We start from the raw sequence: 20926 nt of genomic DNA, 5'->3' as shown, positions 1-20926 counted from the left end.
TAGCGGGTCACGGCCTTGTCACTACTTAAGCAGAATGCGCTGGCAGCCGCTGTAGATCTCGGCCCGCCCGGGGCGGCAAAAGCCCACCAGCGTCAGGCCGGTCTGCTCGGCCCGCTCGACCGCAAGCTCGGTAGCGGCCGAAATGGCGAGCAGGATCTCCACCCCGGCGCTGGCGCACTTTTGCACCATTTCGAAGCTGGCGCGGCTGGTCACCAGAATGGCACCGTCACGGCGACCCGTGCGGCACAGATGGCCCACCAGCTTGTCCAGCGCAATATGGCGCCCCACATCCTCGCGGATGGCGAGAATATTGCCCTCACCATCCAGATGCACTGCCGCATGGGTGGCGCCGGTGCGCTGACCCAGCAACTGGAGCGGGCGCAGTGCGCTCAACACCTTGTCGATATGGCCCACCGCCAGACGCTGGCTGTCGGGCAAGCTTGGCTGGGTGCGGATCACCTGCTCCAGACTCTCGCTGCCGCAGATGCCGCAACCGGTGCGCCCCGCCATGGTGCGCCGCTTCTCTTTGAGACGATGAACGCAGCGGTTGGCCAGAGTGATATGCAGCTCAATCCCCTGACAGCCGTCAATCTGCTCGATGTCGTGGATATCGAGCAGGCTGTCGATGATCCCCTCGGATAGCGAGAAGCCGATGGCGAAATCCTCCAGGTCGGAGGCCGAGCACATCATCACGCTGTGGGCGATGCCGTTGTAGACCAGCGCCACCGGCGTCTCGGAGGGGAGCGCCATCTCGCTGTCGCAGGTCAAGGTATCGGCGCGGTAGTGCACCACCTCGCGGTGGATGGCGCAGCGGGCCAATTCGTTCTGCGCCTCAAGCTCAAGTAGCTCTCTCATGGGGCAACCCCATCGATGATCTCGGGATCTCTGGCAGAAATGCCGAGCCGCTTCATTTTCGAAAGCAAGGTGGTGCGCTTCATGCCGAGGCGGTTGGCCGCCCCACGCTCGCCAGCCACGATGCCGTTGCAGTCGCGCAGGGCCGCGATGATCGCCTCGCGCTCATCGGTCGGCCCCTCCTCGGCAAAGAGCGGCGTGGCGGGTTCGTCATAAACCAGGGTCTCAATCTTGTGGTAGCCCTTGAGGGGCATCAGCTCATCGGGCGAGAGGTTGAGCACATGGCCGCGGGTCATCACCACGGCGCGCTCGATGACGTTCTCCAGCTCGCGGATATTGCCGTACCAGGGCAGCGACACCAGCATCTTCATGGCATCGGCGGGGATCGAGGTGATGGTGCGGCGCATCCGCTTGGCGATCTTCTTGATAAAGAAGTTGACCAAGAGTGGAATGTCCTCGCGGCGCTCGCGCAGCGGCGGCAGCTCGATGGGAAAGACATTGAGGCGGTAGTAGAGATCGCTTCTGAAACGCTTGTTCTTGACCATGGAGAGCAGATCGCAGTTGGTGGCGGCCACCAGCCGCACATCCACTGCGATGGGGTTGCTGTTGCCGACCCGCTCCAGCTCGTGCTCCTGCAATACCCGCAAGAGTTTGGGCTGCAAGTCCAGCGGCATATCCCCCACTTCGTCGAGGAACAGGGTGCCCTTGTGGGCACGCTCGAAGCGGCCGATGCGCTGGGTCAGAGCGCCGGTAAAGGCCCCCTTCTCGTGGCCAAACAGATCGCTCTCGATAAGGCCGGTGGGAATGGCGGCGCAGTTCACCTTCACCATCTCGTGGTCGTGGCGGGCACTCAGGGCATGAATGGCCTGGGCGATCAGCTCCTTGCCGGTACCGGTCTCACCGAGGATCAGCACGGTACTGTCGCTCTCGGCCACCAGCCGCACCTTCTCCAGCACGCTCTCCATCACCGCACTCTGGTAGATGATGTGGGGAAACTCCCCCTGCATCTGCGGCTCGTTGATGCGAATGGTCTTCTCGCGGGCCCCCGTGGTGTTGGAGATCTCCTGCTGGGCCTGCACGTTGTTCATGGCAATGGCCGTGCGTGCCGCCACCTGCTCCAGCAAGGAGATATCGATATCGGCAAAGAAGTCAGCGTTGGGATGGGAGAGGATCAACACCCCCAGCAGGTTGCCCCGATAGCGCAGCGGCAAAATGCAGGAGCTGTCGGCCTCGGGCGGCAGGATCTGGGAGGTAAAGCGGCAGCGATTGCTGCAGCCGTGACCGTGCTCGCGATAGACGAAAAACGGCTCGCTGTGGCCAAGGGCCCCCTGCAGGCACTTCTTTTCAAAACAGGAGTGATCGATGATGCCCGGCTGATCGCTCTGGTGCTGATTGACCAGATAGCTCTTGAAGCTGTCGGAGGTGGCGTTGTATTCGGCCAGACACAAGCTGCTGATGCCGAAGTGGTGATGCAGGATGGCAAACAGGCTCTTGGGCAGCTCGGCAATGCGCACCAGCTTGATTACCGCGTTGGTCACATCCACCAGAATTTTGCAGCTGTCGCGCTCAAGGCGCAGGGAGTTGGCCTGCTCAAGAGTGCGCTCCTTGTCGAGCACGTTCTCCAGCGCAATGGCGATAATGGCCGCCAGCTGGGTCAGCTTGGCGAGCGTCTCCATGGTGAAGCTGTCGAGCTGGGTGTTGATAAACTCGACCCCGCCCAGATGGCTGCGGGCAGTGGTGATGGGGAGCTGGCAGTAGGAGCGCAGCCCCCCGTAGACCCCTTCGCGATCCAGAGCCGGGCAGCGATTCTCAAAGCGGGCGGCAGCGAGAATGATGGCCTGTTCCGGGGTCTCTTTGGTAGGACGGGGGGAGAGGTGCAGCTCTGCCTTGGGGCAGACCAGATGCTTTGGGCCGGAATGTCCCATGAAATAGAAGATGGCCTCCTCGTCCGCACCCATGTTGAGGATCAGGTTGACCCGGGTCACGCCGCCGAAGCTGGCATCTATCTTGTTGAGTTTGTGGATAAAATCATCGAGCGTCACGGCCGACAGGAGGGATTTGGAGAGCAGGAGAAAACCGTCGTCCCAGATGGGAGAGATCTCGTCCAGGGGGATGGCACTCACATTTAGCATTGCGGCCTCACGTTATATCGATTTAGTCACCAGTCAGGCTGTCCATGCCATCGCATCACGACAAACACCCGTCACCAAAATAAATAGCCGCAGCCCGTAAAGCGGCTGCCAATAAGAAAAGCGGTGACGAAAATTGTCGCATGTTGCAATTCCAGAGTTGTTATTAACGAACGACAACAAAAAGTAACATCGTTATCGGGGGATATATTGGAATGGCGACTCATCATAGATGAGCTAAAATTTCATTACAATCCGATTTAATATATCTGATGGCCATATTTAACCGGTTATTTCATCAGTTCTTGATCTCAATTAAGGCGCCCGAAAAGTGGGCCGCCGTCAACTGTCAGATCTGCCTCTCCTCTTCGCTGGCTGCTTCACTGGCTGCGGGTTTCGAGATGGCGTTTGCTGCCCATCCCTCGGCAATTTACGAGGTGATGATCCGGCTGTGGCAGCACTTCAGGCCACCGAAGATAAAGAGGGCCGACAGGCTCTGGAAGGCCATCAGCAGCCAGCTGGCATTGTCGGCAAGCTCGGCGGTGACGCTCTGATGCGTGAGGTAGACCAGCAGGGTGATCACCCCCAGCAGCAGGCCGTTGATCAAGGTGGTGGAGATAAACCCGATCAGCCAGGCACTGGAAATACTCAAGGCGGAAAATACGCTGCTCATGGCAAGCCTTGCTGCCATAAAACAGCCGAAAAAACCGAAGCCCAGCAGAAATATCATCTCGTCGCGCCAAATATAGCAACCTATTCCCAGCAATATCGCCGCCAGATAGGTGCCAATATAGAAAAGTCCGAATAAGCGACCAATTTCATGTTGCATCATTTACTCCCCTTTTTTTGGGTAATAAAAGGGTGCCCGACTCGATAAATCCGAGTCGGGTTCCCTTATTTGTGCAGAACGTCCTTTTTTAGGGCGGGTCAGCCTTTGGCTGCGCTGCGCAATTTCGCCTTGAGCGCGCTGTATTCAGTCTGGACGTACACTTCCGCCTCAGGCTGATTGTCGATGCGCTCGATCTTCACCGCGCAGTACTTGTACTCCGGCGTGTAGGAGACGGGATCGACGTGCTCGATGGTGAGCTCGTTGCAGGCCCCGATCCACCACTGGTAGGTCATGTAGACCACCCCGGCGTTGACCCGGTCGTTGTAGTTGGCGCGGGTGATCACCTTGCCACGGCGCGACGAGATCCAGACCAGCGCCTGATCCTTCACCCCAAGCTTTTTGGCATCGCTCGGGTGGATCTGCACATAGCCCGGCTCATCGGCCAGGGTCTGCAGCGCCGAGCAGTTGCCGGTCATGGAGCGGCAGGAGTAGTGACCCACCTCGCGCACGGTGGAGAGCACCAGCGGGTACTCGGCACAGGGCTGCTCCAGCGGCGGCCGCCACTCGGAAGCGATCAGCTGGCCCTTGCCGCTCGGGGTGGTGAACACGTTCCCCTCGAACAGGGTGCTGGTGCCCGGGTGATCCTCGGTCGGGCAAGGCCACTGCACGCTCTTGAGATCGGCCATCTTGTCGTAGCTGACCCCGGCATAGAGCGGACAGAGCGCACGCATCTCGTCCCAGATCTCTTCGGTGTTGTGGTACTCCATGGGATAACCCATGGCGGTCGCCATCAACGAGAAGATGGCCCAGTCCGGCTTCACGTTCTCGGGGGGCGTCACCGCCTTGTAGAAGCGCTGGAAGCCGCGATCCGCCGAGCTGTAGACCCCTTCATGCTCGCCCCAGCTGGTGGCGGGCAGAATGACGTCGGCCATCTCGGCAGTCTGGGTCATGAAGATATCCTGCACGATCACCAGCTCCATCCCCGCCAGAGTGCGACGGAACTGACCGAGATCTGCCTCGGTCTGGGCCGGATCTTCACCGAAGATGTAGAAGGCCTTGCACTTGCCCTCCTCCACCTTGTGGCCAAGCTCGGTCAGGCGGTATCCCGGTTTCTGGGAGAGCGACTCCACGCCCCACGCCGTGGCAAACTTGGCGCTGATGGCGGGATCGGCCACCGACTGATAACCCGGGAACTGGTGGGGCAGCATCCCCATGTCACAGGTGCCCTGCACGTTGTTCTGACCGCGAACCGGCCCGCAACCGGTGCCACGGCGACCAAAGTTGCCGGTCAGCAGCGCCAGACCCGCCAGCCCCTTGACCACGTCCACCGCCTGCCCGTACTGGGTCACCCCCATGCCCCACAGGATCATGGAAGCGGGCGATTCGGCGTAGGTGCGAATGGCGGCGCGGATATCGGCGGCTTTGAGGCCAGTGATCCCCTCGACATATTCCGGGGTGTACTTGGCCACCGTCGCCTTGAAGGTCTCGAACCCTTCGGTGTAGTTGGCGACAAATGCCTTGTTGTAGAGCCCTTCATTGATCAACACGTTGGCGAAAGCGTTAACCAGCGCCATGTTGGAACCGTTTTTGAGCGGCAGCCACTGATCGGCGATACGGGCGGTCTCCACCATGCGGGGATCACACACAATCACCTTGGCCCCGTTTGCCTTCGCCTTGAGGATATGGCGGGCGACGATGGGGTGAGAGTCAGCAGCATTGTAACCAAACACCAACAGGCACTTGGTCTCTTGAATTTCGGGAATGGCGTTGCTCATGGCGCCGTTGCCTACAGTTGTCTCCAGACCGGAGACTGAGGGTGCGTGTCACACCCTCGCGCAGTGGTCGACGTTGTTCGTCCCAATCACCGCACGGGCAAATTTCTGCATCACATAGTTGGCTTCATTGCCGGGGCCACGGGCAGAGCCGGTGGTCATGATGGCGTCCGGGCCATATTTCGCCTTGATGGCAGAGAGACGGCTGCTGGCGAACTCGATCGCCTCATCCCAGGAGACGGCCTCGAACTTGCCACCGCGCTCGCGGCGGATCATCGGGCTCTTGAGACGGGGGGTCAGCAGGTTGGTGTCGTTCAGGAAATCCCAACCGTAATAGCCCTTGAGGCAGAGCTGCCCCTCGTTGGTCCGGCCGTTGGCGCCTTCGGCCCCCACCACCTTGTCGTTTTCAACCAGCAGGTTGATTTTGCAACCGGTGCCGCAATAGGGGCACACGGTAATGACTTTTTTCATGACTCACACTCTTGTTTGTTAACGAAAAAAGGCTCGGCAAGCCCGCTCACACCCGCGCCGGCATCGCCAGCAGTGCCTCGGCACTGGCCAGCTGTTTCTGCCGGTTCAGGTTTTCAAGATGCTCCGGCGTGACCAGCCGCAGCGCCTGGGTCGGACACACCTCGACACAGGCCGGGCCCGCCTCGCGGTGACGGCAGAGATCGCACTTGAGCGCCTGCGCCTTGGTCTGCGGACGCTTGAAGAGCGAATCGGCAGCGGGTGCCACCTCTTTGAGCACCACCGCCATGGCGCCGTAAGGACAGGCCACCACGCAGGACTTGCAGCCGATGCAGCGCTCCTGCAACACCTTGACGCAGCCATCCTCGCTGACGATGGCATTGTTCGGGCAGGCCATGGCGCACGGCTTGTCTTCACACTGGCGGCAGAGCACCGGCGTGGTCACCTTACTGCCCACGATCACCTTCAGGCGCGGCTGAAAGTAGCTGTCCCTGGAGACCAGATGTCCATCCTCGATGGCAAGATGCAGGCCGCCCTCCCGCTCAAGGGTCCCGCTGCAAGACCCTGACTGGTGTGAAACGGCGCAAGCCACCTCACAGGTACGACACCCAATACAGAGACTGGGATCTGCAATCACGAAGCTGTTCATAGAGAGGGATCCTAAATGGTTCGTTACACCGGGCCGCCCGCCGACAGGCAAAGAGGCGGCCAGCCCCCCACAAAGCATTTATCAGACCAAAACGGGCCAAAGGTGCGATAAAAATTCACAACCATCTGAAAATAAAGGAGTAATCAGCAAGAGTAGCTTGCTGTTTACCGCTACTGACGAGGGTGACGACGGGGTGGGAAGTGTGATCGACACGACAAAAGTGACGAGCTCGACACCGGCTGACCAGCCCCTGCCCCAGCCGCATAAGGAGCAGTTCGAAGGCGTTTGCAGCCAGGGTCGGCTGCTCTAAACCAGAGAAGCGGAGGAAGGAAAACCCGGGAGAAAAGCCATGCCAAGGGCCAAAAATGGGCTGTGCAGCACGCAAAAGCCGCTTGCAGCGGTGGTAAGTTGTTTGGTTTTGCTATCGAGCTGGCAAACCATCATTAAGTCAAACCGAACAAAAATGGGCCGATTATTGACTGATTTGTTGAGCCAGAGCCGGTTTTAGGCCCCTGCCCCTTCAGTTTTCTATCCCTCCGGTTAATATGTGCCACTTGGCAACCATATCTCCAATAAGAAGGAAAATGATGAAAAAGTTGAGTAAGGCCTCATCTAAAATTGAAGATCGTTTAAAACGTGATTCTATTTCACATATTCCAATAGGTAGTATTAGAACTTTTTTATCAATTATTGAAAAGCTCAATACAACTGGTGAATTTTACTATCGAGGCCATGGATATTTTGGATTCAATATTCAACCATCTATATATAGAAACAAAGGTCTTATTGAAAATGAACACAGAATGTATAGAGAAATAATAACTAAATGCCCTAATGATTTTTATCATGCTACCAGCACGTTTGAACATTTAGTTAAGATGCAGCACTATTTTTTACCTAGCAGACTACTAGATATCACCAAAAACCCTTTAATTGCACTGTTCTTTGCTTGCAGCAGTGAACCAAATGATGATGGTGAAATCATTATATATGACTTTGATATTGAAGATATCAAATACTATGATAGTGATACCGTATCTGTTATTGCTAATATCGCGCGTAGACCATCTGATTTCTCTATAGAAAATATAAAAACAATGAGTAAAGAACTCTTTAATAAAGAAGAAGCAGTGCAGCTATTGCTACATGAGATAAAGCAAGAGAAACCATATTTTAAATCGATAATTAAAGCTGATCACCTAGAATCTGTTATTTGTGTAAAACCAAAACTAGATAATCCAAGAATCATAAAGCAAGAGGGTGCATTTTTATTATTTGGAATAAGTAACAACAAGCTTCAATGTGCTGAAATGAATAACAAGAAACAAGTTTTTGTTGATTCAAAACGCTTAGTAATTATGCGTGAGCATAAGTCAAAAATCCTTACACAATTAGAGTCTTTAGGTATAATGAAATCAACTATTTACCCAGAGATAGAACATGTCGCTACACATATGAGAACTCGATATGAAAACAAACCCGTTAAATAAAGATTTTTGAATTTATTTTTCATTAAGTTAATATTATCACAACACAATAAATAAATGTCTTGGTGGAATAATGGCAGCAGGTAATGACTATGAAGTCTTTGTTCAAAATTTACAGCAAGCACTACTAGACTCTGAAGAATATTTAAAATACAAAAACATTAAAATAGAGCGAAACAAGAAAATTATCGATAACTTCGGTAACTCTCGAGAGTTTGATTTATATTGGGAGTACGAATTAGGTGGTGTCACATATAAAACGATCATCGAGTGCAAAGATTACACATCTAAAGTGTCAGTTGAAAAAATTGATGCCCTTATTGGGAAAATTAGGGACATTCCTGATTTAAAACCTGTATTTGCAACTAAAGTAGGCTACCAGCGCGGAGCAGAAGCTAAAGCGAAAAACAATAAAGTAGATTTGCTAATTATTAGGGAACAAAACGAGTCAGATTGGCAAAGCCAAGATGGTACTCCATTACTAAAGGTTATAGATATTGATATACAACCCCAATTGCCGGTTAGAATTGTAGCTTTTCGTCCTATAGTCGATGGCAATTGGGTCAAAGAAAATACGAAAATTGATGTGTCGAAGCCATTTAATCTTCACCATTTAAACAACGAAATATTCATTAATGATTTATTAAAGAATGATAAATTTTCCATTTTCGATCTTGAAAGCCGTCTACGTGACGAATATAGATTTCAGTATGGTCAACATACTCAAAATTATCCATGTAATAACACATTCATTGAGACACCAGAATACAGACTCAAACTACATAGCTTAAGTTATGATTTTCATGCGGGAATTCAGATAATAAGTGCGACACTCATGGATGAATGGCGAGAGGTGGCCAACTGCTGATTGGTGGTACCCTTCTGCTCGCCAAAGTAAAAGCAGTATCACCATGAGCTATCAGCAGTTGACCGAGGGGCAACGATACCAGTTATCGGTGCTTCGCGCACAGGGGATGTCCATCCTTGCCACCGCACGCGCCATTGGCGTTCATCGCTCCACCCTCTACCGGGAGCTGCGTCGTAACGCCGGGCCGCAGGGCTACCAGCCAGACAATGCGCATCAGCACGCCACCCACCGACGGGCCAGTGCGGCCAAATCTCGGCTATCTGCCGATGTCATCCAGTTTGTCGAGCTGACACTCGCCTGGTGGTGGAGCCCGGAGCAGATAAGCGCGGTGGGCAAGCAGATAGGCCTCATGGTGAGTCACGAGTGGATATACCGCCATGTGGCCGCCGACAAAGCCCGGGGTGGCCAGTTGTACCGCCATCTGCGCCAGGGCCACAAGCGCTACCGCAAGGGGGCGAGCAGCCTGCGTTCTCCCATCAAGGAAGCCCGCTCTATTGATGAACGGCCGGCTATCGTCGATAGCCGGGAGCGGCTCGGTGATTGGGAGGCGGACACGGTGCTGGGCAAGCAAGGCACAGGTGCACTGGTCACCCTGGTGGAGCGCAAGAGCCGGCTCTATCTGGTCAAGCGGGTCGCGAGCAAACAGGCTGGGGTGGTGCGGGATGCGATAATCGAGATGTTAACGCCCTACATCGAGCAGGTGCATACCATCACCTTTGACAACGGCGGCGAGTTTGCCGAACACAAGGCGATAGAGGAAGCGCTGGGTGCCGAGACTTACTTTGCGCACCCTTACTCTTCGTGGGAGCGCGGTCTGAACGAGAACAGCAATGGGCTGTTGAGGCAGTTTATCCCAAAGGGAACAGACCTGAGAGAGGTCACGGACGAGGATGTCAGGAGAGCGGAGCAGTGGCTCAACCTACGACCTCGGAAATGTCTCGGATTCAGGCAGCCTGTCAAGGTATTCGAAGAGTACCGTCAGGCGGCATAGGCGAGTGTCGCACTTCGAAGTTGAATTCGCGATGTACCTAAACCATACTCTATGCCATTCACTATAGATTTTTCAAAAGAGTTAATAGGTGTTATTGAGTATCTACAGAAGGATATAAAGACTGCTATCTTTCGAGAAAGAATAGTAAAAAACTGGGGGAGTAATTAATATTGCAATACATTTTTAGGAAGCTCAAATAGTAACGTAGGGTGCAATAAGCGCAGCGCATTGCACCTCTTGCCTATTTTAATACTTGGTGCAATTCACTTCGTTCATTGCACCCTACATTTTCCCCTCCCAAATAAAGACTCCATTGCTACTCAGCCCCCTCCCCCTTGCCATCCTGCCAGCAATTAATTAGTCACTATTTTATCGTCTGTTTTTCACTCAGTTCGGTAAAAAATAGTGGCCAAACCACTTCCCCAGATAAAACAAACGGTTGCCCGCAGAGCGGGGGAATATTTCAATCAACGGCCAATTAATAACCTTACTCAAAAGGACGTTTTGATTATTTATACCTGAGCATGAACCCGCAGAGTGTGTGTCATTATAAGCTTAACGACAGATGAACAGACTGTGTCCCATGAAACGCATCTTTATATCCGATTAGCTCCCTTCCCATCGCAATCCTTTGATTTCCCCCGATGTTGTATCCACACATACCTGATGTGTTCGGGGCGATCTGCTGTGGCAAACGTGTAAACATCAAACTGACAAGATGAACTCATGAACTGTGATAAACAACAAGCCATGTCCGGCGTCATGCTGGCGGCGATTGGCGTAGTCTATGGCGATATCGGCACCAGCCCGCTCTATACCTTGCGAGAGTGCCTGTCAGGTCAATTCGGGTTCGGCGTCGAGCCTGCCTCCATTCTCGGCTTTCTCTCGCTGATCTTCTGGCTGCTGATCCTGGTGGTGTCGGTCAAGTACCTCTCCTTTGTGATGCGGGCCGACAACGCTGGCGAGGGTGGCATTCTCACCCTGATGTCGCTGGCGACCCGCAACGCCTCCACCCGCTGGACACCGCTACTGATCATCCTCGGCCTGATTGGTGGCAGCTTCTTCTATGGCGAGGTGGTGATCACCCCGGCGATGTCGGTGATGTCGGCCATCGAGGGTCTGAGCATTCTCACCCCCGCCCTCGACCCCTATATCGTCACCCTCTCGGTGCTGGTGCTGACCCTGCTGTTTGCCATCCAGAAACATGGCACCGCCATGGTGGGCAAGCTGTTTGCCCCCATCATGCTGATCTGGTTTATGACGCTGGCGGTGCTGGGGCTGCGCGGCATCATCCACAACCCCGAGGTGCTGGGTGCGCTCAACCCCATCTGGGCGGTGCGTTTCTTTATCCAGTACCAGACCACCTCCTTCTTTGCCCTCGGCGCCGTGGTGCTGGCGATCACAGGGGTGGAGGCGCTCTACGCGGATATGGGCCACTTTGGCAAGAATCCCATTCGCCTCGCCTGGTTTATCGTGGTGCTGCCCTCGCTGGTGCTCAACTACTTCGGTCAGGGGGCGCTGCTGCTGAGCAACCCGGCGGCTATTGCCAACCCCTTCTTCCTGCTCGCGCCGAAATGGGCGCTGGTACCGCTGCTGCTGCTGGCAACCATGGCGACGGTGATCGCCTCGCAGGCGGTGATCTCCGGGGTCTTTTCGCTGACCCGGCAGGTAGTGCGCCTCGGTTATCTCTCCCCCATCCGCATCGTTCATACCTCCGAGCAGGAGTCCGGCCAGATCTATATTCCGGTCATCAACTGGATGCTCTATATCTCGGTGGTGATCGTCATCATGAGCTTCGAGCACTCCAGCAATCTGGCGGCGGCCTACGGCATCGCGGTGACCGGCACCATGGTGCTCACCTCCATCCTCTCCTGCTCGGTGGCCAAGAACAGCTGGCACTGGAACAAGTATCTGGTGGCCATCCTGTTTGCCGCGCTGCTCTGTATCGACGTGCCGCTCTTTGCCGCCAACCTCGCCAAGATCTTCTCCGGCGGCTGGCTGCCGCTCACTCTGGGCGCGGTGATGTTCACCGTGATGACCAGCTGGAAGAGCGAGCGTTTCCAGCTTATTCGTCGCCTGAACGAGCACGGCAACTCCCTTGAGCCGATGATCGCCTCGCTGGAAAAATCCCCGCCGACCCGGGTGGCCGGTACTGCGGTCTATATGTCGCGGGTGGTCAATGTGATCCCCCATGCGCTGCTGCACAACCTCAAGCACAACAAGGTGCTGCACGAGCGGATCATCCTGCTCACCCTGCGGGTGGAGGATGTGCCCTACGTCCACAATGTGCGCCGGGTCTGCATCGAGCAGCTCTCCCCCACCTTCTGGCGGGTGGTGGCGAGCTATGGCTGGCGCGAGACCCCGAACGTGGAGGAGATCTTCCACCGCTGCAACGCCGAGGGGCTGAGCTGCCGGATGATGGAGACCTCGTTCTTTATGGCCCACGAGTCGCTCATCATGAAAGACCGCCCCTGGTATCTCTATCTGCGCGGCAAGCTCTTTATGCTGCTGCAACGCAACGCCCTGCGCGCGCCGGATCAGTTCGAGATCCCGCCCAACCGGGTTATCGAACTTGGATCCCAGGTGGATATCTGATGGCGGGTTGATGGCCTCTTAAAGGCATAGAAAACGTCAGCAAATAGAGAGGGAGGCATTGGCCTCCCTCTTCTTTTCCGTTAACCCCAATGACCGACCCCCTCATCCCCAGCCCTTCTCCCGCAAGGGGAGAAGGGAGCAAACCACGGCGACCATATGCTGCAAACGGTGCTATTCACGTCGTTCATTGCCCCTGTTCCCGGCATGCTGCCGATATATTTGCGTTATCGTGCGTCCGATTACGCTTCGCTAATCGAACCTACGGTTTCAAAACAGGCGGCCTCTATCCGAACAGACCACCGCCGTAGGGTGCAACAAGCGCAGCGCCGTGCACCGCGAACATATTTGATAGCGGTGCAATTCACTGCGTTCATGGCACCCTGCTTATGCTGCGTTTTCCAAGGTGACGAACCCTCTTGGCGGCTTCGTCACAAGTGACGAACGTCACAGTTCGACAGCCACACCAGCTCTTTCTACCAACCAAATGAATATTTTTATTTATTTAAAAACAGTCACTTAAAAGCAATTTCGCAGTAAAAACCATTCTGGCCCGTATCTTGCCAACCTGCCCCTACTTTCTCCGTTCGCGACACGACAAGGTAGGCTATGAACCGCTTCGTTATCGCTGACCCCAAGCTTTGTATCGGCTGTGGCACCTGTATGGCGGCCTGCAGTGAAGTACACAAGGCGCAAGGTTTGCAGCAAGCCCCCCGTTTAACCGTTATGCGACACGAGCAGGCGACCATGCCGGTTCAGTGCCGTCACTGTGACGATGCCCCCTGCATCAAGGTGTGCCCGGTCGAGGCAATTCGCCAGACCGGCGATTGCGTGCAACTCAACGAATCCCTCTGCATCGGCTGCAATCTCTGCGCCGTGGCCTGCCCCTTTGGCGCCATCCAGAGCGGCGGCAGCCGTCCGGTGGCCGTGGCCACCAGTTACGACACCTATATCCCCTGCTCCATCCGCTCCAGCAACCCCTCCACCTCCGCCGGCCTGCGCTGCTTTGGCGAGGATCTTCTGAGCTGGGAGCCGGGCGTGCGCAGCATCGCGGTCAAGTGTGACCTGTGCGAGTTTCGCACCGATGGCCCGGCCTGTGTCGGTGCCTGCCCCTCCCAGGCACTGAAGCTGGTCAATGACAGCGACACCGAACGCGCCGCCCGTATCCGTCGTCAGCAAGCGGCCGACACCAACCCGCAAGGGGCCTCTGCCTTCTCGGCGCCTGCCACGGCGCTCCCTGCATCCGATTTATCTACCACAGAGGGAGTTCGCTGATGTTGTCCCCCCTTGTCATGGCCACGCTCCTGCTCTTTTTGTTGGGCGCTGCCGCCGGTTTGCTCCTGCAGCTCCTGCAAAAACTGCCCGCACTGGCCAACCGTCTCAACAGTGGCTTTGCCCTGTTGGGCTCGCTCGCGGGTCTGGTCGCCGCCATCCAGATCTTTGCCCAAGGCACCCCCGTCGACGGCCAGCTCTGGCTGCTGGGCTCGGTGCACCTCGACATGCTGGCCGCGCTGATGCTGCTGGTTATTAGCACCGTCGGCGTCGCCGTCGCCCTCTACTCCTTTGCCTATATCCGCGAATATCAGGGCAAGGGCGATGTGGCCATCGGTGCGCTGATGAACCTCTTCCTCTTTGCCATGGTGGGCATTGTACTGGCCGACAACGCGCTCGGTTTCTTGCTCTGCTACGAGCTGGTGACCCTCACCACCTACTGGCTGGTCAAGACCAACCCCGAGGCCGCCAAACAGAGCCGTCTCTACTTGGTGATGAACCATATCGGCATGGCGCTGGTGCTGATCGCCTTCTGGCTGCTCTGCCGCGAAAGCGGCTCGCTGGAGTTCGCTGCGCTGCGCGAGCACCATCTGGCGGGCGGATTGGCCTCGCTGGTGTTCCTGCTCAGCTTCTGCGGCTTTGGCCTGCGCGCCGGTTTCGTGCCGCTGCACGGCTGGCTGCCGGTGGCCGAGCCCGTTGCGCCGTCCCATATCTCGGCGCTGATGTCCGGCGTGATGGTGAAGCTGGGGCTGTTTGGCATCTTGCGGGTCAGCATCGATTTTCTCGGCGCCAGCCAGCTCTGGTGGGGCTATATGGTGCTGATCTTCGGTGCCTGCTCGGCGGTGCTCGGGGTGCTGTTTGCGCTGGCCGAGCACGATCTCAAACGGCTGCTCGCCTACCACACGGTGGAGAACATCGGCATCATCCTGATGGGGATGGGGATCGGCATGATCGGCATCGCCAACCAGCAACCGGCGCTGGTGGTGCTGGGGCTGCTCGGCGCGCTTTATCACCTGCTCAACCACGCCATCTTCAAGAGCCTGCTCTTTATGGGCACCGGCTCGGTGATGTTCCGCCTGCACACCCGTGACATGGACAAGATGGGGGGCCTGGCCAAGCTGATGCCCTGGACCGCGCTGGCGTTCCTCATCGGTGCCATGGCCATCTCGGCGCTGCCGCCGCTCAACGGCTTTGTCAGCGAGTGGTTTATCTATCAATCCCTGCTCTCCATGACCAAACTCGGCACCTCTGTCGTCGCGCCGCTCGCGGTAGTGATGCTGGCGGTGACCGGCGCCATGGCGGTGATGTGTTTCGTCAAGGTGTACGGCATCTGCTTCTGCGGCGCACCGCGCAGCGAGAAAGCGAGCCACGCCCGCGAAGTGCCGGGCGCCATGGTGGCTGGCACCCTGCTGCTGGCTGCGGTCTGTCTGGTGCTGGGTCTGGGCGCCCCCTGGATTGCCCCCCATATCGCCAGCTATGGCCAAGCCTTGGTAAGCGGCCAAATGAACGTGGCCACCGGCGCCACCCTGCTGCCACTCGATAGCAGCCAGGCGATCCTCTCCCCGCCCGTTATCGCCATCACCCTGCTGGGGCTGTTCCTCATTCCGCTGCTGGTACTGGCCATCTTCAAAGGGCCCAAGCTGGGTCGTCGTCACGCTGGCACCCCGTGGGCCTGTGGTTACGCCTACGAGGAGCGCATGAGCCTCACCTCCGGCGGTGTCACCCACACCTTGCGCCAACTCTGCGCGCCACTCTATCGCAAACAGCCGCAGCTCGATCTGGCCAGCGCCCTGCACGGGGTGAGCGATACCAGCGGGACAACCGGCTGGCTGCTGCACGGTGTTGTGCTGGCGCTCTTTATCCTGATGGCTGTAGGAGTCTGATATGCCTGTTCTTGAAATGCCGAGCTGGGGCATGGTTGCCCTTGCCCTGACCCAGGCCATCGCCATGCTGGCGCTGGCGCCGCTCGCCACCGGTTTCAACCGGGTGCTGCGGGCCAAGATGCACTCCCGCCAAGGGCCGGGTCTGCTGCAGGATTACCGGGATATCGCCAAGCTCCTGCGCCGTCAGGAGGTGACCCCCGAGCCTGCCGGCATCATCTTCAACCTGATGCCTGCGCTGCTCATCGCCGCCCTCTTGCTGGTGGGGATGGCGCTGCCGACCCTGACTCACGAGTCTCCCTTCCCCATCGCCGGGGATCTCATCACCGATATCTATCTGTTCGCCATCTTCCGCTTCTTCTTCTCCCTCTCGGGGCTCGACAGCGGCAGCATGTTTGCAGGTATTGGTGCCCGCCGCGAACTGACCCTCGGCATTCTGGTGGAGCCCATTCTGGTGCTCGCCTGCTTCATCATGGCGATGATGGTGGGCAGCTCGGATCTGGGCAATATCAGCAGCTATGTAGCGACCCAGCCACTGGCCGCCCCCATCGCTACCCTCTTGGCGGGTGCCGCCTGCGCCTTCGCGGTGTTTGTCGAGATGGGCAAGCTGCCCTTTGACTGCGCCGAAGCCGAGCAGGAGCTGCAGGAGGGGCCGCTCACCGAGTACTCCGGTGCGGGGCTGGCCCTGCTCAAGCTCTCCATCGGCCTCAAGCAACTAGTGGTGGTGCAGCTCTTTCTGGTGATTTTCCTGCCCTTCGGCAAGGCGGCCAACTGGAGTCTGCCTGCGCTCATCGGCGCGGCGCTGATCCTCGCCTGCAAGCTGCTGGTGGCCTTTTTGCTGGCTGGCATCATCGAAAACGCAATGGCCCGTACCCAGTTCGTGCGCACCCACAAGCTCACCCGCTACGGGTTGGGGCTGGCCCTGCTGGCGCTACTCGCCTATCTGGTCGGGGTCTGAATCATGCCCACCAACACAGCGACTTTTTCCGATTTCATCATTTGTGAATGCTCATTCCCGAACATTAAAGTGAGAACTGCATGACCATCGCCATTTCGGATCGCATCGGCTGCGACTACATCCAGCAGGTGCGAGCACAACTGCCCCACGCCATCGTCGACGAGGAGTGGCAAACCGCCGATCAGGCCACCATTACCGTCAAGCCCACCAGTCTGGTCGAGACCGCCAGCCTGATCTTCCACCAGCTGGGGGGCTGGCTTCCCCTCTCCTTTGCCAATGACGAGCGCAGCCTCAACGGCCACTTCGCCGTCTACCACGTCTTCTCCATGGAGGGCGATACCAAGTGCTGGATCACCGTCAAGGTACTGGTAGATGCCGATACCCAGGAGTACCCCTCCATCACCCCGACCATTCCGGCGGCGGTGTGGGGCGAGCGGGAGATCCGCGACATGTACGGCCTGCGCGCCATCGGTCTGCCGGATGAACGTCGTCTGGTGCTGCCTGACGACTGGCCGGAGGATATCCACCCCCTGCGCAAGGACGCCATGGATTATCGCCAGCGCCCGATGCCCACCACCGACACCGAGACCTACCCCTTCGTCAACGAACTCGGCAGTGATGCCAACCGCATCGTGCCGGTCGGCCCGCTGCACATCACCTCGGATGAACCGGGGCACTTTCGTCTGTTCGTCGATGGTGAAGACATCATCGATGCCGACTACCGCCTCTTCTATGTCCATCGCGGCATGGAGAAGCTGGCGGAAACCCGCATGGGCTATAACGAAGTGGCGTTTCTGACCGACCGGGTCTGCGGCATCTGCGGCTTTACCCACAGCGTCGCCTACACCACCTCGGTGGAGAACGCCATGGGCATTCCGGTGCCGGAGCGGGCCAAGATGATCCGCGCCGTGCTGCTGGAGGTGGAGCGCCTGCACAGCCATATCCTCAACATCGGCCTGTCGAGCCACTTCACCGGTTTCGACACCGGCTTTATGCAGTTCTTCCGGGTGCGGGAGAAATCCATGACCCTGGCCGAGCTGCTGACCGGCGCCCGCAAGACCTACGGTCTCAACCTGATTGGCGGGGTGCGCCGCGACATCTTCAAGGAAGATCGCATCAAGGGTGCCCAGCTGGTGCGCGAGCTCCGTGATGAGCTCAAACCCCTGGTGGCCATGCTGCTTGATACCGCCAACATCTCCTCCCGCCTCATCGGTATCGGCAAGCTCGAGCCGCAAATTGCCCGCGATTTCAGCTGCGTCGGTCCCATGGTGCGGGCGAGCGGCTTCAAGCGCGACGTGCGTCGGGTCCACGACTTTGCCGGCTATCGCGAGCTGCCGATGGAGATCCAGACCAAGGCGGGTTGCGACGTGCAATCCCGGGTACTGGTGCGGATCCACGAGCTCTACGACTCCCTCGACATGATTGAGTTCGGCCTTGAGCACCTGCCGGAAGGGCCACTGCTCACCGAAGGCTTCACCTACCAGCCGGGCAAGTTTGCGCTGGGCTTTACCGAGGCGCCCCGCGGCGAGAACGTCCACTGGAGCATGACCGGGGACAACCAGAAGCTGTTCCGCTGGCGCTGCCGCGCCGCCACCTACGCCAACTGGCCTGCTCTGCGCTACATGCTGCGCGGCAATACCGTGGCGGACGCGCCGCTCATCATCGGCAGTCTGGATCCCTGCTACTCCTGTACCGACCGGGTCACCCTGGTCGACCCCAAGAAGGGCAAATCCACCGTGGTCTCCTACAAGGAGATCGAGCGCTACGGCATCGATCGCAAAAACTCTCCGCTGAAATAAGGGGTCATCATGATCAAGCTGTTCAAGACCATCCTCAAGGCTGGCACCCCGACCGCCAAGTACCCCTTCGCCCCTTATGAGGTGAACCGGGATTTTCGCGGCAAACCGAAATATCAGGCGGATCAGTGCATCGCCTGCGCCGCCTGCACCAAGGCCTGCCCGGCCAATGCGCTGGTGATGGAAGTGGACATGGAGACCGGCGAACGGCGCTGGGAGATCTCCATGGCGCGCTGCATCTTCTGCGGCCGCTGCGAGGAGGTTTGCCCGACCCGCGCCATCGCGCTCTCCCCCGAGTTCGAGCTGGCGGTGACCAACAAGGCCGATCTCTATGAGGAGGCCCGCTTCGCGCTGGCCCCCTGCACCCTGTGCGGCACCTACTTTGCCCCGAGCAAGCTGGTGGCGCTGGTGGAGGACACTCTCAAGCAGGCGGGCACGCCGCTGGCCACCCCGGAGCGGCTGCACCACTGCCCCGACTGCAAACGAAAACAGAGCATGCTGAGCCAGCCTGACTCGGCCCTGATCACACCGATAGCCACACCGATGGCCGCACAAAAGGAGTGGATGTGATGAGCAAGATCAAAGGCATAGAACCGATTGTCGGCCATGCCCATACCCGCGCCGTGCCGCTGGCACAGGATCCCGAGATCACCAAACTCAAGAAGACCCTGCTCAAGGACATTCGCCGCTCGGCCTATGTCTACCGGGTCGATTGCGGCGGCTGCAATGCCTGCGAAATCGAGATCTTCGCCACCATCACCCCGCTGTTCGATGCCGAGCGTTTCGGCATCAAGGTGGTCGCCTCCCCCCGCCACGCCGACATCCTGCTCTTTACCGGCGCGGTGACCCGGGCGATGCGGGTGCCGGCCCTGCGTGCCTACGAGGCGGCGCCCGATCCCAAGATCTGCATCGCCTACGGCGCCTGCGGCTGTGACGGCGGCATCTTCCACGACCTCTACTGCGTCTGGGGCGGCACCGACAAGATCGTACCGGTGGATGTCTATATCCCCGGCTGCCCTCCGACACCGGCGGCTACCATCTACGGCTTTGCCGTGGCGCTCGGTCTGCTGGAACAGAAACTCAAAGCCACCAGCCATGATGTGCAACCGGGTGAGCGGGTCGAACTGCGCCACACCGGCATCCCCAATGAAATCCGGGTGATGATCGAACGCGAGGCGCGCCGCATGGCCGGTTACCGGCAGGGGCGGATCATCGCCGACGAGTTCATGGCCCTGCTTGAAGGGGCGACCCAGCAGGATGTGGATCTGCGTATCCAGAGCTACCTCGATCAGCACGATGATCCGCGCCTCTCGGAGATCGTCAACAACCTCGCAAACGCCTGCCTCAACCGGGCGGCCGGCAAGGGGGAGGCGGTGCATGGCTGACGAGGTTTTCTTCTATCGCCTCTCGCGCAAGTTCGTCGACGAGCAGTTTGACGTGCCGGAAGAGGCAAAGGAGGTGATGTACTACAGCCTCGCCATCGGCCACCACCTCGGCATCGTCGATTGCCTGCGAGCAGACCTGGTCTGCTCGCTGATCGGTTATCGCGACTGGGTGGCCAAGCTGCCAGAGGGGAGTGAAGCGCGCCGCAAGATGGAGGGATTTCTCACCTTTGGCGAGATCACCATCTATCGCGAGCACTGCCATATGCTGGCCTGCGCCTTCGACCGACTGCGCAAAGCCGACAATCTACTCGATGAGCAGGAGCTGGGCTGGACCAACACCTTTATGGATCAGCTCACCGCCCTCTTTAACGACCCCCATATGTACCTGATGGTAAGGAGCCGCTGATGGGCTGCAATCTCGTGTTGACCGTGGGCAATGCCATGATGGGGGACGACGGTGCCGGTCCCTATCTCGCCGACAAGCTGCAAGCCGCCCCCCTGCCCGGCTGGATCCATATCGACGGCGGCATCGCGCCGGAAAATGTGGTCTACAAGGTGCGGGAGCTGCAACCGGAGCGGGTGGTGCTGGTGGATGCCGCCGAGATCGGCGAGAAGGCGGGAACCCTGCAGGTGATCCCCCCCGAGACCATCGCCGAGATGTTTATCTTCTCGACCCACAATATGCCGCTCAATTTCCTGATCGACGAGCTCAAGACCTTTGTCCCAGAGGTGATCTTTGTCGGGGTACAACCGGCCATCGTCGCCTTCTCCTTCCCGATGACCGAGATGGTGAGCGAGGCGATGGATTATCTTTATCAGCACCTTGATGTCGCCAAGGATACCGACTTGTTAATAGAGAAACTGGACAACTGGAATATTGCCAACGCCGAGCGGTGATTATTTATCGAGTTGTTAACGACCGTTATTGATCAACGATTTCGGCAATGTGATCGAGGCCCGATGTTAAATTAAAAACATCGGGCTAATTGTGCTGAACT

General features: G+C 57.7%; 17 protein-coding genes. 12 read left to right on the top strand and 5 right to left on the bottom strand.

What is annotated here, in order from left to right:
• Positions 1–21 precede the first annotated feature (21 nt).
• From fdhD to ACTG1K_RS13005, 5 genes are all read right to left on the bottom strand, one after another.
• Complete coding sequence (gene fdhD, locus ACTG1K_RS13025; protein ID WP_440005651.1) at positions 22–855, bottom strand: formate dehydrogenase accessory sulfurtransferase FdhD; 834 nt, start codon at positions 853–855, stop codon at positions 22–24.
• Entirely contained in the window at positions 852–2984 is a 2133-nt protein-coding gene (locus tag ACTG1K_RS13020) for a sigma 54-interacting transcriptional regulator (protein ID WP_440005648.1), read from the bottom strand. Before ACTG1K_RS13020 ends, fdhD begins: the two co-directional genes overlap by 4 nt.
• A gap of 427 nt (positions 2985–3411) precedes the next feature.
• Positions 3412–3654, bottom strand: coding sequence for a hypothetical protein (locus ACTG1K_RS13015; RefSeq protein ID WP_234881962.1), 243 nt, complete (start codon positions 3652–3654; stop codon positions 3412–3414).
• A 254-nt stretch (positions 3655–3908) separates the two neighbouring features.
• A complete protein-coding gene (fdhF, locus tag ACTG1K_RS13010) occupies positions 3909–6053 on the bottom strand; it encodes a formate dehydrogenase subunit alpha (RefSeq protein ID WP_440005646.1) in 2145 nt (714 codons plus the stop codon).
• A 46-nt stretch (positions 6054–6099) separates the two neighbouring features.
• Positions 6100–6699: a 4Fe-4S dicluster domain-containing protein gene (locus tag ACTG1K_RS13005; protein WP_047435276.1), complete on the bottom strand. Its 600-nt coding sequence runs from the start codon at positions 6697–6699 to the stop codon at positions 6100–6102.
• Positions 6700–7286: 587 nt separating this feature from the next.
• On the opposite strand from ACTG1K_RS13005, the gene ACTG1K_RS13000 reads away from it, so the two are divergent.
• From ACTG1K_RS13000 to hycI, 12 genes are all read left to right on the top strand, one after another.
• A complete protein-coding gene (locus tag ACTG1K_RS13000; protein WP_337072185.1) occupies positions 7287–8189 on the top strand; it encodes an FRG domain-containing protein in 903 nt (300 codons plus the stop codon).
• A gap of 70 nt (positions 8190–8259) precedes the next feature.
• Positions 8260–9054, top strand: coding sequence for a restriction endonuclease (locus ACTG1K_RS12995; protein ID WP_440005644.1), 795 nt, complete (start codon positions 8260–8262; stop codon positions 9052–9054).
• A 43-nt stretch (positions 9055–9097) separates the two neighbouring features.
• Positions 9098–10045 carry an IS30-like element ISAs2 family transposase gene (locus ACTG1K_RS12990; protein WP_019706001.1) on the top strand — a complete coding sequence of 316 codons (948 nt, stop codon included), beginning with the start codon at positions 9098–9100 and terminating at the stop codon, positions 10043–10045.
• A gap of 726 nt (positions 10046–10771) precedes the next feature.
• Positions 10772–12640, top strand: coding sequence for a low affinity potassium transporter Kup (gene kup, locus ACTG1K_RS12985; protein ID WP_440005642.1), 1869 nt, complete (start codon positions 10772–10774; stop codon positions 12638–12640).
• 606 nt (positions 12641–13246) lie between these two features.
• A complete protein-coding gene (locus ACTG1K_RS12980; RefSeq protein WP_201942052.1) occupies positions 13247–13912 on the top strand; it encodes a 4Fe-4S dicluster domain-containing protein in 666 nt (221 codons plus the stop codon).
• A complete protein-coding gene (gene hyfB, locus ACTG1K_RS12975) occupies positions 13912–15792 on the top strand; it encodes a hydrogenase 4 subunit B (RefSeq protein WP_440005639.1) in 1881 nt (626 codons plus the stop codon). Before ACTG1K_RS12980 ends, hyfB begins: the two co-directional genes overlap by 1 nt.
• A 1-nt stretch (position 15793) precedes the next feature.
• Positions 15794–16747, top strand: coding sequence for a respiratory chain complex I subunit 1 family protein (locus tag ACTG1K_RS12970; RefSeq protein ID WP_104014703.1), 954 nt, complete (start codon positions 15794–15796; stop codon positions 16745–16747).
• Positions 16748–16827: 80 nt separating this feature from the next.
• Positions 16828–18546: a hydrogenase large subunit gene (locus tag ACTG1K_RS12965; RefSeq protein WP_040065714.1), complete on the top strand. Its 1719-nt coding sequence runs from the start codon at positions 16828–16830 to the stop codon at positions 18544–18546.
• Positions 18547–18555: 9 nt separating this feature from the next.
• Positions 18556–19113 carry a formate hydrogenlyase complex iron-sulfur subunit gene (locus tag ACTG1K_RS12960; protein ID WP_005345227.1) on the top strand — a complete coding sequence of 186 codons (558 nt, stop codon included), beginning with the start codon at positions 18556–18558 and terminating at the stop codon, positions 19111–19113.
• A complete protein-coding gene (locus ACTG1K_RS12955) occupies positions 19113–19928 on the top strand; it encodes an NADH-quinone oxidoreductase subunit B family protein (RefSeq protein WP_440005637.1) in 816 nt (271 codons plus the stop codon). Before ACTG1K_RS12960 ends, ACTG1K_RS12955 begins: the two co-directional genes overlap by 1 nt.
• Positions 19921–20334: a formate hydrogenlyase maturation HycH family protein gene (locus tag ACTG1K_RS12950; RefSeq protein WP_040065718.1), complete on the top strand. Its 414-nt coding sequence runs from the start codon at positions 19921–19923 to the stop codon at positions 20332–20334. Before ACTG1K_RS12955 ends, ACTG1K_RS12950 begins: the two co-directional genes overlap by 8 nt.
• Complete coding sequence (gene hycI / locus ACTG1K_RS12945; RefSeq protein WP_440005635.1) at positions 20334–20825, top strand: hydrogenase maturation peptidase HycI; 492 nt, start codon at positions 20334–20336, stop codon at positions 20823–20825. Before ACTG1K_RS12950 ends, hycI begins: the two co-directional genes overlap by 1 nt.
• Positions 20826–20926: the final 101 nt, after the last annotated feature.

The organism is Aeromonas sp. 102P (assembly GCF_051920345.1).
Lineage (GTDB): Bacteria > Pseudomonadota > Gammaproteobacteria > Enterobacterales > Aeromonadaceae > Aeromonas > Aeromonas veronii.
This window is presented reverse-complemented; position numbering and strand designations above follow the sequence as displayed.